Source organism: Sinorhizobium americanum (assembly GCF_001651855.1).
GTDB classification, from domain to species: Bacteria; Pseudomonadota; Alphaproteobacteria; order Rhizobiales; family Rhizobiaceae; genus Sinorhizobium; species Sinorhizobium americanum.
On the sequence record NZ_LNQC01000076.1, the window covers coordinates 134,672 to 150,194 of the forward strand.

The following is a 15,523-nucleotide window of genomic DNA, read 5'->3' on the forward strand; positions in this document are numbered from 1 at the left end:
CGCTCGGGCCTGAAGAGATTGCGGCCGTTTCCCCTCCGTCGCTCGCCAAACGCTCCGTGCGGTCGAGGGATCTGCTTTTTGGGTTAGTTCTTAACGCGCCTACTTCGTTAATCACATTCGCCTCGAAATAATACTAACTAAAATAAAAAACCTTAGCTGCAAAAGTTTGAGGTAATAGCGGAAATGATCGAGAAATATCTTTGTCGTAAGTCTCTGTCATTTGTTCACGTCTGAACAGTGCAGAAAAATGCGTACACGTGAGGCATATAACGAGGAAAGAACGTACGCCTTTTGGCGAAGTTTTTTCTATCCTTAATCCCTTATTTATTGGCATAGTTTGCGCTTAGAGCGCCGTGGCGAGAGGTACAGTTTCAGCTCTTCGAGAAAAGACGCTCCGGACCTTATTTCGTTGCGAAGGCGATTGCAGGTTACTCCTCCGGGTTTCGTCGAGCGGTACATTGTTGGTCTTGGATGACGTCCCTGAACTTCGCGAGTGTTGCCAATTGTCTGCATTCGTGCAGACGGAAGCGATCGATGCGGAACAACTTCTGCGATCTCGCTCGGCAACAGGTTTCAGCGGCGCTCGGCATTCGGCCGCGCCCATATCGCTCGCTAGAGGTTCCTAAGGCTTCACAAGATGGATGCTGTCGCGGTACCGGTCTCGTTCATTTGGATGAAGCCGGCGGGGCAAAGCTTCGCCGATTAATAAACTTTCAATGGATAGGTCACACCTTTTGCTTCGTCGCGACTAGGCGCGCGCTGGGCTAGAGTTCGCGGAAGCGACGTGAATTGCGCAGGTTCGATCGACCAGCAGTTGCCGACCGATGGAGCGGGTGAGGGGTATGGCGTTACGGAACGTGGCTGATCAGGGTAGAGTTGGAGCCGCAGGCTTTGCAGAAGGTAAACGGCGGGCAGAGCCCCGCCGGGTCATTCTGATCGTATCGAGCGTGGGAAGCGTTTCGGAGCGGTTGATCGAGGCGATGGAACGCGAATTTCCATGGGTGCTGGTCGACCAGGTCGACGACGTCAACGCCGCATGCAGATCCTTCCTGCATCCGGTCTCCCTGATCCTTGTCGACATTGGGCTGATGAGAGCACTCGAGGGAGCCTCCAGCCGGCTCTTGCACCTGCATCCGCAAGCTCTTACGGCGATCATCGAACCGCATGGACAGGGCCAGAATTCGTCCTTCGGCGATATTCTGCGCTCGCCGCTCGTCCGGGGCATGCTGCCCATGAACGTCAGGCTTGACGTCTGGCTGTCGGTGATCCGGCTGATGCTCTGCGGCGGCGCCTATTTTCCGCCGGAGTTCATGTTCCAGGCCAGCAAAGGCGCTCACCACTTGCCGTCCGACAATGGCGCCGCCGCGAACGCGCGCGGAGAGGTCGAGGGCGTTGCGGACCTGACAGCCCGCGAACTGCAGATTCTCGAGATGGTTTCGCGCGGGCTGCAGAACAAGATCATCGCGGCTGAAATCCGCCTGTCGGAACATACTGTGAAGATCCATCTGCACAATATCATCACCAAGCTTGGCGCGCACAATCGAACCGAGGCAGCGGCGAGATACCGCAGCTTCCAGGACCGGAAATCATCGGCGCTGAAGGAGTTCCGCTCCACGATCTGAGCGCGTCCGGCAAGCTGGGGCTGCCGGAAAGCTGGTCGCCTGCGGTCACATCATCGGCCGCGCGCCCGATAGCGCCGCGAATACTGCGAAAGATGGATTAGGGACGCCCGGTCAGCCATCGAAGGCGGTAGCCATCCTCTATTTTCTACAATTGTCAAATGCGATCAGGCGTCACCTAATCCGATACTTCGCCTTAGGGTCGGAGCTGGGGCGGTGGCGCTCAATCGCGGAAGGAGAAAGGCTTCCCAACCGCCTAGAAAGGACACGCCTTCATCAACGGGCAACGGGCGAAAAGGGACGGGCAAAGGCGGTAGGTCATCATCGCCCATATTCGGCCGAGGCGCGATGTTCGAGCGGAGGTCCCTTCGTTTTTTGGTGGTGCTCTACTAGACTATTGTGTATTAAACGTTTATTTTTGATGGTTCAGTGTCGCGTTGAAGGTTTGCTCCTGAAGATATGCGCCGAGAGTATTAATTCGAAAGTGGTATTTTTAGTATTTCGAGAAATGTTTACGGAACCAGTCTTTAGGGGTTTGTAGCGTTTGTATATATAGCGGTCGTTTTTAGTTAAGGGGATTTGCAATGGCTACTTTGATTTCGAGATTTGAAAAAATGCCGGCGTTTGCGCAGGAGACGCGCGGTGCGAGCAGCTTCACCCAGCTTGCCAAAGACGAGGAAATGCAGCAGGTGGAGGGGCTCGACAAACGCTGCCTTCTTCTCCTCGACAGCCGTGCGTTGGACCGTGAGTGCTTGGCGAGGACCTTGACCACCCACGGGCTCGGCATGGAAGTCGGCGCCTTCGGTTCCATCGATGAATGGAGAGCGAAACAGAGCAACTGCCCGCCGGTCGGCGCCGTTCTCCTCAACATCGGCGCGCGCAAGGTCGCCGATGTCGCGGCCGAAATCGCTAAACTCGCCTCCGAGTTCCGACCGGTGCCGGTCGTCGTCCTCTCCGATATCGACGATCTCTCCCAGATCCTGCGGGTGCTCGAATGCGGCGCAAGGGGGTATATTCCGACGTCCGTTGGCGTCGAAGTTTGCATCGAAGCGATCGGATTGGCGATCGCGGGCGGAATCTTCCTGCCGGCGAGCAGTGTCCTGGCGGTCCGGCATCTGATCGAGACCGAAAGACCGGAAGCCCCGCCTCTGGCCGGAATGTTCACGCTTCGGCAGGCGGAAGTCGTCCAGGCGCTTCGCAAGGGCAAGGCGAACAAGATCATCGCCTATGAGCTCAATCTTCGCGAAAGCACCGTGAAGGTCCATATCCGCAACATCATGAAAAAGCTGAAGGCGACGAACCGGACCGAGGTGGCATACAAGCTGAATGACCTCTTTACCGGCGAAGCGGGCTATCATTGATCAGACCCGACCTGTTCAGGGGGCCGGCTCGCATGAGCCGGTTCGTTGTGATCGTATGAGAGGCGACGTTACTGCATGTTCCGTTAATCGCCGCCGATTGGGGATAGGAACATGTAGCAACGCAAAGTGGCCGTAGGTCTTTTGACTCGCGGCTGATCGATCGTACACAGCAGCCGCCGTTGAGTGGCCGTGCGATGCGGCGCCGCCGCGGCGCCAGCGGGTTTCAATCGCCCGGCTCCACGTGAAGGGGTAGTCCGTTGCGCGCTTCCGAAGGCGGGCAACCATAGCATTTCCGGTATTCAGTCGCGAAACGACCCATGTGCCTGAAGCCCCATTTGCGGGCGATCTCCGCCACCGAGATCCTTTGATCCGCTTTCAAAAGGTCCCGGTGGGCCGCTTCCATGCGCAGTTGGGTGAGGTAGCTGATCGGCGTCATGCCCTTGAACCGCTTAAAACCCTCCTGCAGGGACCGAACGCCGATGCCGGCCGCCTCCGCGATGTCGGTCATCGACATCGGCCCGGCGAGATTGGCGTGCATGAAATCGACGGCACGCTTGACGTGCCTCGGTGACGGCAGCCACTCGCCCTGGTTCAAGGCGGTGGAGAACCGATGCGGCACCGTATCGACCAGCAGGTTGACGATGCTTCCGGACAGATGGGAAAGCGTTTCGGGCATATTATGCATCGCGCCGTCCGCGCCGAAGCTGGTGGCCATGATCTGCGACAGCTTAAAGATGATCTGGCCCGCCCCGTCTGCGAGGTCGAGTTGGGGGGTGAAGTCGAGCGAGCCGTAGACAGGCCGTTCCAGGGAGCCACGGAGGCGCTGGAAGATCTCTTCCTGGTCGATGACGAAGGAAAGGTGGCTGCGACTTCCCTCGATCTGCAGTTCCGACAGTCTGTTGCCGTCGAGGATTGCTGCCTCGCCCGGCTTGGAAATCAGGCTCTCGCTTCGCCCTACCTGCACGCAGGCTGAGCCGTGCAGGGGCAGCAATATCAGTAGCTTAGGTACCTCATCCTTCTGGCCTATGCTAAGACTGCCGTGGGAAATCACACGGCTGAAGGCGACGCGCCCGGCGGCGGCGAACTCATAACTATAGGAGAGATCCGTCTTCAGCGGTCTTTGCACCCGGACGGGTCCGATGCAGCGCGTTAAAACTTCGGAGAGTTCTTCGGCATCGCTGCCCAGATATGAAAGTTTCATTCCCTGCTTTTGCCCTTGCATCGCCAATTTCCCAAAGAGAAATCAAGACATATTGACCCGGCGCATCCTCCCGTTGCGCCTGGCCGCGTTTCTAGCACCATGTGAGTCCATTGCTGTGACACCTGCGGCGGCGCCGCGAGCGTCTCGTTCGGATTGAACGGACCAAGGCGTGCGAGCAAGGCAAAGTCGCTGCCATCGCCGTCTCGCGCCGGTTTTGTTAGCGTGCGATTATGCAACAAGACGGCGGCTTACAAGTGGCAAGATTGAAAATTCCAGTTCCTTCTTTTCAAGTGACGCTAACGCCTCCCAACTTTGCTCAAATGATGTGCAGAGTGCCGCGGGAAAAGGCAGAGTCCGCTGAGGTTCAATGCTGCTCCCGATGCTTGAACACTACCGTCGGCGCCTCCGCCAGGAACAGTTAAATCGCGGTAATCTTGAGGCATCCTTGAGATCGAACGTGAAGCTCCCCTTTGGCCAAATTAGAAGCCGTCTGCCCGCTGCGGCCGCGCATGCCGGGCGCCATTGACCTTCTAATCGGGCGTTCGGGCAGGTGAGCGGTGAAGAGGTCATTGGCCTGCTTGCCACGCATCGCGCCAAAAACTGGCACGACCGGTGCGGGAGACGGAGCAGCGGATTCACTTCGTCGTGAGTTTTGGGTGAAGGTAATGACTTCGCTGCCGGTTCGCACTAGGTCGAGGCGATGATCAGATCGCTGGCCGTCGTCCTACTGCTCTTCCTGTCGCTTTTCTCCACCGCGGCCGCGGAGTCTCCTGCTGCCCCTGAATTGCTGAAGGGGCTTGCCGATCGGGAAGACCTGAAGCCGCTGAAAACCGTCTTAGTCGCGCGTGACGGTGAGACGATCGCCGAGCAGGGCTATCGCGGCCACTCGCCGGGCGAGTCGACCAATATCAAATCCGCGTCGAAATCGATCATATCGGCCCTGGTCGGGATCGCGATCGACAAGGGCCTCCTCGACGGCCCGGAACAGAAGATCGCGCCGCTGCTGAAGGACGATCTACCCTCGCCGGCGGATCCGCGGATCAATGACATCACCATCGGCAACCTGCTTTCCATGCAGGCCGGACTTGGCCGGTTGTCGGGGCCGAATTACGGCCGTTGGGTATCAAGCAGCAATTGGGTCCGTTTCGCGCTCGCACAGCCTTTCGCGGACGAGCCTGGCGGGCGGATGCTCTATTCGACCGCGTCCACGCACCTGCTTTCGGCGATCCTCACAAAGGTCGGCGGCAAGTCGACGCTCGCGCTCGCGCGCGATTGGCTCGAGCCACTTCAAGGCTTCAGGATCGGTGCCTGGGAACGCGACCCGCAGGGCATCTATCTCGGCGGCAATCAGATGGCGATGAGCGCAAGATCACTGCTCGCTTTCGGCGAACTCTACCGCAAAGGCGGTCGGACGTCCGACGGGCAGCAGATCGTTCCGGCGGACTGGATCGATCTTTCGTGGCAGCCGCATACGAACTCATTTTTCTCCGGCGACGCCTATGGCTATGGCTGGTTCACCCGCCAGATCGGCGGCGAGACCGTCCATTTCGCCTGGGGCTATGGCGGTCAGATGCTCTACATCGTCCCGGCGCTGAAGCTCACCGTCGTCATGACCTCGGAGGAGAGCGGCCCATCGGCGCGCAACGGCTACCGCGACGCGCTGCATGGCGTCCTGGCGGAAATCGTAAGTTCCGTGAAAACGAATTGAGTTGCTGAGAAGTACGGAAGCCGCGAAAGGCAACACGGGCCCTTCGCGGCTGTTGGTCATCACGTGCTACCAGTGGCTTCAGGCTGTCGGCTGCTTGGTCTTCCTGAGATAGGGAAGAACGGTGTCGAAGGAGCCGAAGCGCTGGATGGCGTCCTCATTCGATACGGCGGCCGTGATAATGACATCCTCGCCTTGCTTCCAGTTTGCCGGCGTGGCGACTTGATGCTTGGCGGTGAGCTGGATGGAATCAATCGCCCGCAGGATCTCGTTGAAGTTGCGGCCGGTGGTCATCGGATAGGTGAGGATCAGCTTGATCTTCTTGTCGGGTCCGATGACATAGACGGAGCGCACGGTGGCGTTGTCGGCGGGCGTGCGGCCCTCGGACGTGTCGCCGGCGCCGGCCGGCAGCATGTCGTAGAGCTTGGCCACCTTCAGATCCCGGTCGCCGATCAGCGGATATTCGACGTCGAAGCCGGTCGCGACCTTGATGTCGTTCTTCCATTTGGCGTGGCTGTCGACGGGGTCGACCGAAATGCCGATGATCTTGACGCCGCGCTTGCGGAACTCGCCTTCGATCCCGGCCATGGCACCGAGTTCGGTGGTGCAGACGGGCGTGAAATTCTTCGGATGCGAGAAGAGCACGGCCCAGCCATCGCCGATCCATTCATGGAAATTGACGGGGCCTTGTGTCGTCTCGGCGGTGAAATCGGGGGCAGTGTCGTTGATGCGGAGGCTCATGGCTTGCTCCTTTCGGGTCGGCGGGATGGCCCAAGAATAGCGCAATCAACGGAGTTTTCGAGGACGAAACGCGCCGTCAGGCCGCGTAAGAGAAACAGCTGCAGCGTGGTTTTGCCAGTTCTGAGAAAAATCTTCCATCAGGAAGATGTCGGGTCCGGCCGCAGGAACCGCTGGGAGCCGGCAGCGTTGACACCGCCGCAACGCTGTCGCATAGAATGCCGGTATTCCGAGGGGAGCGCCGAACGGCGCTGAGACGGCGGTGAGCCGGACCCTTGAACCTGATCCGGGTCATGCCGGCGTAGGAACGGAAAGAGGCTGCCCTCCATCACCGTCTTCGCCTTCACCCGGGTATCCGTGATTTCACCGGGAGATCGACCGATGCCGCCTCATACGCCGTTCCCGCCGATCGCGCTCACCATTGCCGGATCGGATTCGGGCGGCGGGGCCGGCATCCAGGCCGATCTCAAGACTTTCTCGGCCCTCGGCGTCTATGGCGCCAGCGTCGTAACGGCGATAACGGCCCAGAATACCAGGGGTGTCACCGCCGTCGAGGACGTCTCTCCGGAGATTGTCACCGCGCAGATCGACGCGGTCTTTTCCGATCTCGATGTGAAGGCGATCAAGATCGGCATGGTCTCGCGCCGGGAAACGATCGCCGCCATCGCCGAAGGCCTGCGCCGCTTCGAGAGGCGCGCGGTCGTCGATCCGGTCATGATCGCAACCTCCGGCGATCCGTTGCTGCAGCCGGACGCCATGGCCGCGCTCATGCATGAGCTTCTGCCCTTGGCCATCGTCGTCACGCCCAATCTGCCGGAGGCAGCACTTCTCACCGGCCGGCCGATCGCAGAAGACGAAGCCGAGATGACCCGCCAGGCCGAGGCGCTCGTGGGGTCTGGCGCGCGCTCGGTGTTGATCAAGGGAGGGCATCGGAAGGGCGGCGACGCCACGGATCTCTTCTTCGACGGCGATCGGCTCGTCCGCTTCCCGGCGAAGCGCATCGAGACACGCAACGATCACGGGACCGGCTGCACGCTTTCGGCCGCCATCGCCGCCGGTCTTGCCAAGGGACAGCCGCTCGCTGAGGCGGTGGGCGCCGCAAAGGCCTATCTGCACGCGGCGCTCTCCGCCGCCGACAGGCTGACGGTGGGCGAGGGCCGGGGACCGGTACACCATTTCCACGCATGGTGGGGGCGCTGAGGCGGACTCCTATTACGTGGGGTTGCCGCCACGCCCCAGCTGCAATTGCAGCAGCTATAGGTGACCCCATTCGGGGGCCGCCTATAGGACCGCGCAGGAGTTCGCCGGTCAGGCGGCCGTGTGCCGGTTCGTGACGCCTTCCTCGATATAGTACTTGCCGTAGCGGTGCCGATATTTCTCCGCACCGCCGAAGTCGCTGTATTTCTCGAGTTCGTCCATGTCGGTCTTGTTGAGGATCACGCCCAGGACCTTCGCATCGATCTGCGGCTCGGAATTGAGCAGGTCCCGAACGAGCCTCGATGGCGTACGGCCCCATTCGACGACGAAGAGCACGCCGTCGGCGAGCGGCGCGAAGGCCTTAGCGTCGACCACCGGAGCGAGGGCGGCGAGATCGACCACGACATAGTCGAAGGAATTGCGGGCATTCTCGATGAGCCCCGCCATCGCCTGGGAGGCGAGCAGTTCGTTGCTCTGATGCCTGCGATCCGCCGCTCCGCCGCCGGCCGGCAGGATCGCGAGCTTCGTGCGCTGGTCCACCTTGATGCCGGCAGGCCAGGTCGCTTCTCCCGTCAGCGTCTCCACCAGCCCCGTGCGCGGAGCCGGCGTGATCATTTGGGTGAGGCCGGGCTTGCGGATGTCTGCGTCAATCAACAGCGTCCGCTTCCCGCTCGAGGCCAGTAGCGCCGCAAAATTGGCCGCGACGATCGACTTGCCCTCGTCCGGAAGGGCCGAGACGATCGCGATGACGCGGCTCTCGTTCCCGGGGAGCATATGGTCGCAGGCGAGCTTGGCATTCCGGAACGTCTCCGCGAAGGCGGAGCGCGGCGCGTCGAGCACGATCCGCGACAGGCGTTGGAATGGCGTGGCACCTTCCGAAGGGTCGTGCGGTTGTCGGTCCGATCCGAACCGGGCCCGCACGAGTTGCGTCGTTTTCTTCGGCCGCGACCCGATCAGCGGAACATAGCCGAGCGATCGGTGGCCGAGCACGGAGCGCACTTCGCCTTCAAGCCGGAATGTCCTTTCGCGGAATTCGAGGAATGCGGCATAGGCGCCTCCGAACATCAATCCGAGTACGGCCGAAAGCGCCAGGGTCATGGTCTTCTTCGGGCTCGACGGCGCCGTCGGGACGCCGGCTTCGGAAATGACCCGCGCCTTGGCGATCGGGAAGGACTGCTGCTGCGTCGCCTGTTCGTAGCGGCCGAGATAGGATTCGTAGAGCGTCTTCAGCGCCGCGGCCTTCTGCTCGAGGACGCGCAACTGCACCAGCGACTTGCTGGCGTCGGAATTCTTGCCGGCGATCCCCTCGATGCTCTTGCGCAGCGAGGCCTCGCGCGAGCGGGCGACTTCGAACTCGTTTTTGTAGCTTGCCGTCAGCTGCTGCAGTTCCTGATAGATCTGCCGGCCGATGTCCTCCTTCTCGGCCCGAAGCGAAACCGCCTGCGGATGGTCCTCGCCGAAATTCTGCGCCACCTCCTGCTCGCGTTTGCCGATGCCGAGATAGCGGGTGCGCAGCTCCCGGATCACCGAATTGTCACCCTCCTTGGGAGAGATGGTGGCATTGTTGACGGCGGCCTCCGGCCCCTGGTCGATGATCGACTTGAACTGCTCGTAGCGCGCCGAGGCGCTGGCCGTGTCGGCCTGCGCGACGATCAGTTGACTGTTGAGATCGGCGAGCTGCTGTTCGGACATCAGTTCGCCGCGCGCCGCGGTCAGGCCATTCTCGCTGCGGAACTGCTCGACCTCCAGGGCGGCCGCCTGCGAGCGCTGCCTGAGATCGTCGAGCCGTTCCTGCAGCCACACCGAGGCTCGTTCGGTCGCTTCGAAATTGGCGTTCAGCTGGTCCGTCAGATAGGCTTCGGCATAGGTCCTGACGATATTTGCGGCAAGCTGCTGATCGCTCGATCGAAAGGAAAGCGCAATCACCGAACTGCGGCCGACGCGTTCCACATAGAGCGACTGCTGCAGAATTGCCGAGGCTTTCAGCCGGCGGCCGTTGCGCGCCGCTTCCTCCGAAACGCCCGGCCCGCCCGAGAAGAGGCCGGTCGCCGTCTTCAGCCAGTCCTTGACGACGGCGGCAGGCGCACGGGGCGGATTGACGATCGTATCGTTCTCCGAAAGGTTGAGCTTGTCGACCACCCGCAGCGCCAGCTCTCCGGACTTCAGGATCTCGACCGCGCTGGCGATCTGCGTATCGAGCATCTGGCTGTTGGTGGGCACCGGTTCTTCCTCGGCATATTTCGACAGGTTGTCGTCGAGGAGGATCTGCGTCAGCGAGGTGTAATAGGGGGTAGCGAACAGCAGATAGGCGGCCCCGAGCAAGATGAAGAGCACGACGAAAGCTGCAACGAGCCTTGCCCGGCGGACGACGACGGCCAGCAGACGGTCGAGATCGATAAAGCCGTCCGATTGTTCTTCGCGGGGCACGATGCTCAAGGGCACACTTCTCTGTTTCATGGGGGCCGTTCTGTTCATCTTTTTCTCCGGTCCTCCTGCATGCTTCCTTCAAAACATGCAGTATTTCAAAGTGCTGCAGCGATCTGTCTGCGTCCCGCAGGACGCGCGGCGCTGTGGTCCCGGCGGCCTTGCGCGGCCGCCGGGAGTTTGGGCTTATGCCGCGCGGATGCGGCTTTCGTGAGACAGGACGATCTCGCGAACGGATTCGAACACGACGTCGCCAATGTCGGCGCGAGCGAGGGCGAAGGCGACATTGGCCTCGATGAAGCCCTGTTTCGAACCACAGTCGAAGGTCCGGCCCTCATAGGGATGGGCATGGAAGGATTGATTTGCCGAGAGATTCAGCATGCCGTCGGTCAGCTGGATCTCGTTGCCGGCGCCGCGTGCCTGATGCGCGAGAATGGAGAAGATCTCCGGCTGCAGGATATAGCGGCCGTTGAGATAGTAATTGGACGGCGCCTGGCCCGCCGGCGGCTTTTCGATCATCTCGGTCACCGAGAAGCCGTGACGCACCGTATTGCCCTTGCCGACGATGCCGTATTTCGAGGCCTCCTCGGGCGCGCATTGCTCGACGGCGACGACATTGCCGCCGACCTCGCGATAGAGATCCATGAGCCCGGCCATGCAGCCGCGTGCACCGAAGGACACCATGTCCGGCAGCAGCAGTGCGAAGGGCTCGTCGCCGATCAGGTCGCGTGCGCACCAGACGGCATGGCCGAGGCCGAGCGGCGCCTGCTGGCGCGTGAAGCTGACCGATCCTGCCGCCGGCAGCATCGCTTCGAGCTCCGAGATCTGCGCATTCTTGCCGGAGCGCGACAGCGACGAGATGAGTTCGGGGGTGTCGTCGAAATGGTCCTCGATCACCTGCTTGTTGCGGCTGGTGACGAAGACGATGTGCTCGATGCCGGCCTGGCGCGCCTCGTCGACGGCGTACTGGACGACTGGGCGGTCGACGATCGTCAACATCTCCTTCGGCACGGCCTTTGTCGCGGGAAGGAATCTCGTTCCGTTCCCGGCAACGGGGATCACTGCTTTCCTGACGGTCCTGATGCGGTCCATTTTGTTATCCTTTGCTTGTGTGAGGATCATTGCCCAGCGGGGATCGTTCAGCCGCCACCGTGATCGGGGCGGGTTGCGGCGCCCGCGCCGCCAGGCGGCGCAATCGCGCGGCGATCGGCATCCTGAGATGCCGAAGCGCTATCGGGTCGGCGAGCGCTGTCTTCAGCGCTCCAGCCAACGATCTCTTTTTCAGGTACTCGACGAAGAGAAGAAACGAGCGCGCCTGGCGAAAGCCGCGCGCACGCTTGCGCTGCATCTTTCGCGACAGCGGGTCGAGCGCGTATCGCTGCAGGAACGCCTCGTCTGCCGCCATCATCGCGTCGATGTGCTCGAGTTTCAGCACGCGGGAAATCGAGCCCTCGCGGATGTGATAGGTGTAACCGGCCGAGGGCTCCACCGCGCAACGGCCGCCGCAGGCAAGCGCGGATGCGAGCAGGATGTAATCCTCGCCGATCCTGAGCGACTCATCGAAGGCAAGGTCATGATCGGCCAGGAAGCGGCGCTCGAACACCGGCTTCATGTAGCCGAAATTGTGCTCGGATCGGAAAATCACATTCGATTCGATAAAGGCTGGCAGCGTCAGTTCCGGCAGTGCTTCGAGATGGGCGTCCTCGAACATCCGGACATTGCTTCCGTCGAGAGACAGCACGTCGAGATTGTCGACAACGATCTGCGCTCCTGCCGCTTCGGCGCGCGTAACCATCCGCGCCAGTCTTGCCGGTCGCACCGTATCGTCCGAATCGAGAACGGCGATCCAGCGGCCGCGTGCCGCCGCCAAGCCGGCATTGCGGGCCCCGCCCGGGCCGCGATTGTGCTCGAGCGCAATGAGCCGGACCCTAGGGTCGTCAATCGCAGTGACGAGAGCAACTGTGTCATCCGAGGAGCAATCGTCGACAACGATCACCTCGACCGTGATGCCGTCCTGGGCAAGGGCGCTGGCGATGGAGCGGGTGATCGTGTCGGCGGAATTATAGGCGGCGACCACGAAGGTGACGTCGGGGATGGGTTCGTTCGTAGGCGTGTGGACAGGAGGGTTGACGGGCGCGGTCATCGGGAGGTCACCTCGGCGGCTCCGTATTGCTCGAGCTCCTTGTGGCCGAGGAGGCCGCTGATCACGCCGGCGTGCAGCACGGCGCGCAGCGCATAGCGATTTCGCCGGATGACTAAGGGCAAAAAGAGAGCCGCGGCGCATGCACAAAAGGCCGCCTTGGAGGCTGCGAGCGCAAGGTTCAGCGGCTGGCCCGCACCGCGCGCCTTTTCCGCCAGCAGCCGTCCGTGCGTTTGGCCGGAACGGAAGCGCCGCTTGGCCAACCACGCAAACGAGGCCCGGCTTACCGGCACCGGCTCATGCACCCAGGCGTCCGCGGCAAAGGCGATCGTTCCGCCGGCCTGGTGCATGCCGGTGAAGAAGTCCGTGTCCTCGCCTCCGCTCCGGCCGAGCGCGAGCTTGAAGCGGCGGCCATGGAGCGAGGGGGCCCTGATTCTGAGCAGCGCGTTGCAGGTATAGCCCGTGCGGATTTCACCCTTCACCCACACCGGCAAAGTCGAGTGGAAGTCGCCCCGGCGCATCCAGGCGGGGGCCGCCGGCGCGTAGTGGGCCCGGACCGGGCCGAGGACCGCGTCCGCGCCGCTCGCCTGCGCCTCTTCCAGGAGGCTGACCAGCCAGTCGCTCGAGGCGGTCTCGTCATCGTCGATGAACGCGAGCAGGTCGCCGGTGCTGTTGTCGAGGCAGGCGTTGCGGGCGATCGAAATGTTCGACGCCGGGCAATGGAGATAGGTGACCTCGAACGGCATTTCCGGCCGCAATTTCTCGACGAGCGCCCGGGCGCTCGGCGTGGAATCGTTGTCGGCGACGATGACGCGAAGCGACGCCCTTGCGGGCACCGTCACTGCTGCGAGCGATCGAAGCGTCGCGGCGAGCTCGGGCCGGCGAAATGTGCAGACGCCGATGTCGATCTGAAGGGGCGCGCTCATTGAGCTACCCGCCGCCGGAAATCAAGGAGTTCCCGCCAGAAGCCGGCGGACCAGGCGAGATGCATGACCATGGCCGACAGCGCCGCCAGCGGCCCGTAGGGGTTGCGCTGGCCGACCGCCATCCAGACGCCATAGCCAAGGCACGCCGCTGCCCAGACGCCGAAGGGTATGATCGCCGCCCAGTTGATGATGGCGAGAAGCGCGCCGAATGCGACGGGCGCGACGCCAAGCGGCAACACCTGCCGAAGGCCGGGCATGGCGCGGTGCTTGAGGATGTTCCTGGCGCGGCCGCGGCCATAGCCGAAATACTGCTTGAACAGCGGCACGATTCGGGTGCGCGGATAGTAGATCATGCTGGTCCTGTCCGTCATCCAGATCCGATAGCCGGCTTTGCCCAAGCGAAAATCCAGTTCGGCATCTTCGTTGTGGCTGAAGGTCTCGTCATAGCCACCAACATCCGTGAAGGCGGCAATGCGCATCAGGGCATGATGGCCGTGCTCGGCCCAGTGGCCGGCGGCACCGGTCCGGTGCTTGGAGCCGCCATTGCCGAGCTTGGAGTTCTGGGCATAGGCCGTCGCTTTCTGGAAGGTACCGAAACCCTCGGTCTGCATGGCGACCACGACCGAGTCGGCTCCGGTTGCAAGCGCTTCCTCGACGAGACGCTCGCAATAATCGTCGGGGTAGCTCGCATGCGCGTCGATGCGGATCAGGTAGTCGAAGCCCGAACCGAGTTCGGCGACGGCCCGGTTGACTGCCGCGCTCTGGATTCGCTTCGGATTGTCGAGGAAGAGGACGCGTGGATCCTCTTCGGAGAGGCGGCGCGCGATCTCGCGCGTGCCGTCGTCACTGCCGCCGTCGGCGATGACGATCTTCGCGTTAATGACGCCAAGCGACGGACGCAGCTTCGCGACAAGCGCTTCGATATGCAGCGCTTCATTGAGGCAAGGGATGACGACGAGGGTCGAGGTCGACGCCGGGCTGTCCGCGGTCATAGCAATCCACTTTCGTTGTGACGGGCTTCCGCAAGGGCAGCGGCCGGAATGATCGTTTGCGTTGCGTCGTGGGTGAGCGTCGCCAGCCGCCGCACAAGCGTCTCGCAGTCCGAGCGGTCAAACACCCAGGTGGCAGGGTGACACCGGCCGATGCGGTCGGCGGCTTCGGAAAACTTGTCCGGCGTCATCGAGCCCAGAAGCGCGGCGAGGGCGTCGGGATTGGCTTCCTCGAGCACGAGACCGATGCCACGCACGGCGAGAAAGCGCGCCGTCTCCGTACCCTTCATCGCGATCGGGACGCGCCTGTGGCGGCATCCTTCATAGAGCCGGTTGGGCAATAGCCAGTTGGAGTTCTGGCCCTCCTCGAAGAAGTCGATCGCCCAGGTGAAGTGGACAGCACCGTAGATCTCCGCGAGGTCCTCCGGATTCCGGTAGGCGCCGTCGAACCGCATGAACGGCTCGTTTTGCACGAAGCCGTCGAAATCCCTGAGTTCCGAATAGGCGGGCCTGCCGCGCAGAACGACTTCGAAGCGTCCTTCCATCCGGCGGGAAAATTCGGCGAGGAGGTGGAGTGACTTGCGGCAGCGCAGCGCTCCGAACCAGCCGATCCTCCAGGGCGCACCGGGCTGCGGATACCGGGCTGGGACGGCCGCCGGCAGCGTGCTCCCGTCGATTTCAAGAACCTTGTTCTCGAGCAGCATCGGCGGCGCCTCGAGGCCCGAAAGGGGGCGGAAATAGTGTTCGATGAAGGCCGGCGAACTGGTGATCAACGAACGGGCGTCTCGGCCGAGGCGCGCCTCGGCGGCGCGGAGCGCCCGCCCGACCATGTCCCTGCGCAGCATCAGCCGGTGGATGTCGAGGCACTCGTAGACGATCGGAACGTCGCCGCCGAAGAGCGTCACGGCGCGTTTGGCGACGGCGAGCATTTCGAGATTGCGGGCGATGATGAGGTCGGGCTTGCGAAGATGGCCGAGCCTGCTTTTCAGCGACAGGCAGGCCGCGGCGACGGCGCCGAGCCGCTGGGCGAAGCGCCCGTCCGCTGTCGTTCCGAGTTCGATTGGCTCGACGCCGCTCGCGGCTGCAAGCGGGTTGGCGCCGCGGCGGAAGCCCGCCAGCGTGACATGAGCGCCACCGGCGAGCAGCGTCAGCGTTCTTCGCCGCACGGCGGGGTCGGCAAGGTCCTGTGCCAAATAGAGTATCTGCAGCATGAAAACATCCGT

General features: G+C 62.3%; 12 protein-coding genes and 1 riboswitch. Of the genes, 4 read left to right on the forward strand and 8 right to left on the reverse strand.

Annotated elements, in window-relative coordinates:
- The first annotated feature begins 842 nt into the window (after positions 1 to 842).
- Together ATC00_RS24750 and ATC00_RS24755 are read left to right on the forward strand one after the other, a co-directional pair.
- Positions 843 to 1,622 (forward strand): helix-turn-helix transcriptional regulator, encoded by a 780-nt coding sequence (locus ATC00_RS24750; protein WP_064254783.1) that lies wholly within the window; start codon positions 843 to 845, stop codon positions 1,620 to 1,622.
- 581 nt (positions 1,623 to 2,203) lie between these two features.
- Entirely contained in the window at positions 2,204 to 2,980 is a 777-nt protein-coding gene (locus tag ATC00_RS24755; protein WP_064254784.1) for a response regulator transcription factor, read from the forward strand.
- A gap of 223 nt (positions 2,981 to 3,203) precedes the next feature.
- Here ATC00_RS24755 and ATC00_RS24760 read toward each other — a convergent pair whose 3' ends face one another.
- Entirely contained in the window at positions 3,204 to 4,202 is a 999-nt protein-coding gene (locus ATC00_RS24760) for a helix-turn-helix transcriptional regulator (protein ID WP_064254785.1), read from the reverse strand.
- A 679-nt stretch (positions 4,203 to 4,881) separates the two neighbouring features.
- Between ATC00_RS24760 and ATC00_RS24765 the strand changes: the two genes are divergently transcribed.
- Positions 4,882 to 5,889 (forward strand): serine hydrolase domain-containing protein, encoded by a 1,008-nt coding sequence (locus ATC00_RS24765; protein WP_064254786.1) that lies wholly within the window; start codon positions 4,882 to 4,884, stop codon positions 5,887 to 5,889.
- Between the two features lie 78 nt (positions 5,890 to 5,967).
- Here the strand turns inward: ATC00_RS24765 and ATC00_RS24770 are convergent, their stop codons facing one another.
- Positions 5,968 to 6,627 carry a peroxiredoxin gene (locus tag ATC00_RS24770; protein ID WP_064254787.1) on the reverse strand — a complete coding sequence of 220 codons (660 nt, stop codon included), beginning with the start codon at positions 6,625 to 6,627 and terminating at the stop codon, positions 5,968 to 5,970.
- A 219-nt stretch (positions 6,628 to 6,846) separates the two neighbouring features.
- Positions 6,847 to 6,949, forward strand: a riboswitch (TPP riboswitch).
- A gap of 56 nt (positions 6,950 to 7,005) precedes the next feature.
- Here ATC00_RS24770 and thiD point away from each other — a divergent pair.
- Positions 7,006 to 7,824 carry a bifunctional hydroxymethylpyrimidine kinase/phosphomethylpyrimidine kinase gene (gene thiD, locus ATC00_RS24775; RefSeq protein WP_064254788.1) on the forward strand — a complete coding sequence of 273 codons (819 nt, stop codon included), beginning with the start codon at positions 7,006 to 7,008 and terminating at the stop codon, positions 7,822 to 7,824.
- A 108-nt stretch (positions 7,825 to 7,932) separates the two neighbouring features.
- Here the strand turns inward: thiD and ATC00_RS24780 are convergent, their stop codons facing one another.
- The 6 genes from ATC00_RS24780 to ATC00_RS24805 form a co-directional block, all read right to left on the reverse strand.
- A complete protein-coding gene (locus ATC00_RS24780) occupies positions 7,933 to 10,296 on the reverse strand; it encodes a polysaccharide biosynthesis tyrosine autokinase (protein WP_064254789.1) in 2,364 nt (787 codons plus the stop codon).
- A 135-nt stretch (positions 10,297 to 10,431) separates the two neighbouring features.
- Positions 10,432 to 11,337 carry a UTP--glucose-1-phosphate uridylyltransferase gene (locus ATC00_RS24785; protein ID WP_037380461.1) on the reverse strand — a complete coding sequence of 302 codons (906 nt, stop codon included), beginning with the start codon at positions 11,335 to 11,337 and terminating at the stop codon, positions 10,432 to 10,434.
- Positions 11,338 to 11,341: 4 nt separating this feature from the next.
- On the reverse strand, positions 11,342 to 12,388 hold the full coding sequence (locus ATC00_RS24790) for a glycosyltransferase family 2 protein (RefSeq protein WP_064254790.1): 1,047 nt from the start codon (positions 12,386 to 12,388) through the stop codon (positions 11,342 to 11,344).
- Positions 12,385 to 13,311, reverse strand: coding sequence for a glycosyltransferase family 2 protein (locus tag ATC00_RS24795; protein ID WP_064254791.1), 927 nt, complete (start codon positions 13,309 to 13,311; stop codon positions 12,385 to 12,387). Before ATC00_RS24795 ends, ATC00_RS24790 begins: the two co-directional genes overlap by 4 nt.
- A complete protein-coding gene (locus ATC00_RS24800; protein ID WP_064254792.1) occupies positions 13,308 to 14,303 on the reverse strand; it encodes a glycosyltransferase family 2 protein in 996 nt (331 codons plus the stop codon). The genes ATC00_RS24795 and ATC00_RS24800 overlap by 4 nt, the downstream gene beginning before the upstream one ends.
- Complete coding sequence (locus tag ATC00_RS24805; RefSeq protein WP_064254793.1) at positions 14,300 to 15,511, reverse strand: glycosyltransferase family protein; 1,212 nt, start codon at positions 15,509 to 15,511, stop codon at positions 14,300 to 14,302. The genes ATC00_RS24800 and ATC00_RS24805 overlap by 4 nt, the downstream gene beginning before the upstream one ends.
- Between the last annotated feature and the right edge of the window lie 12 nt (positions 15,512 to 15,523).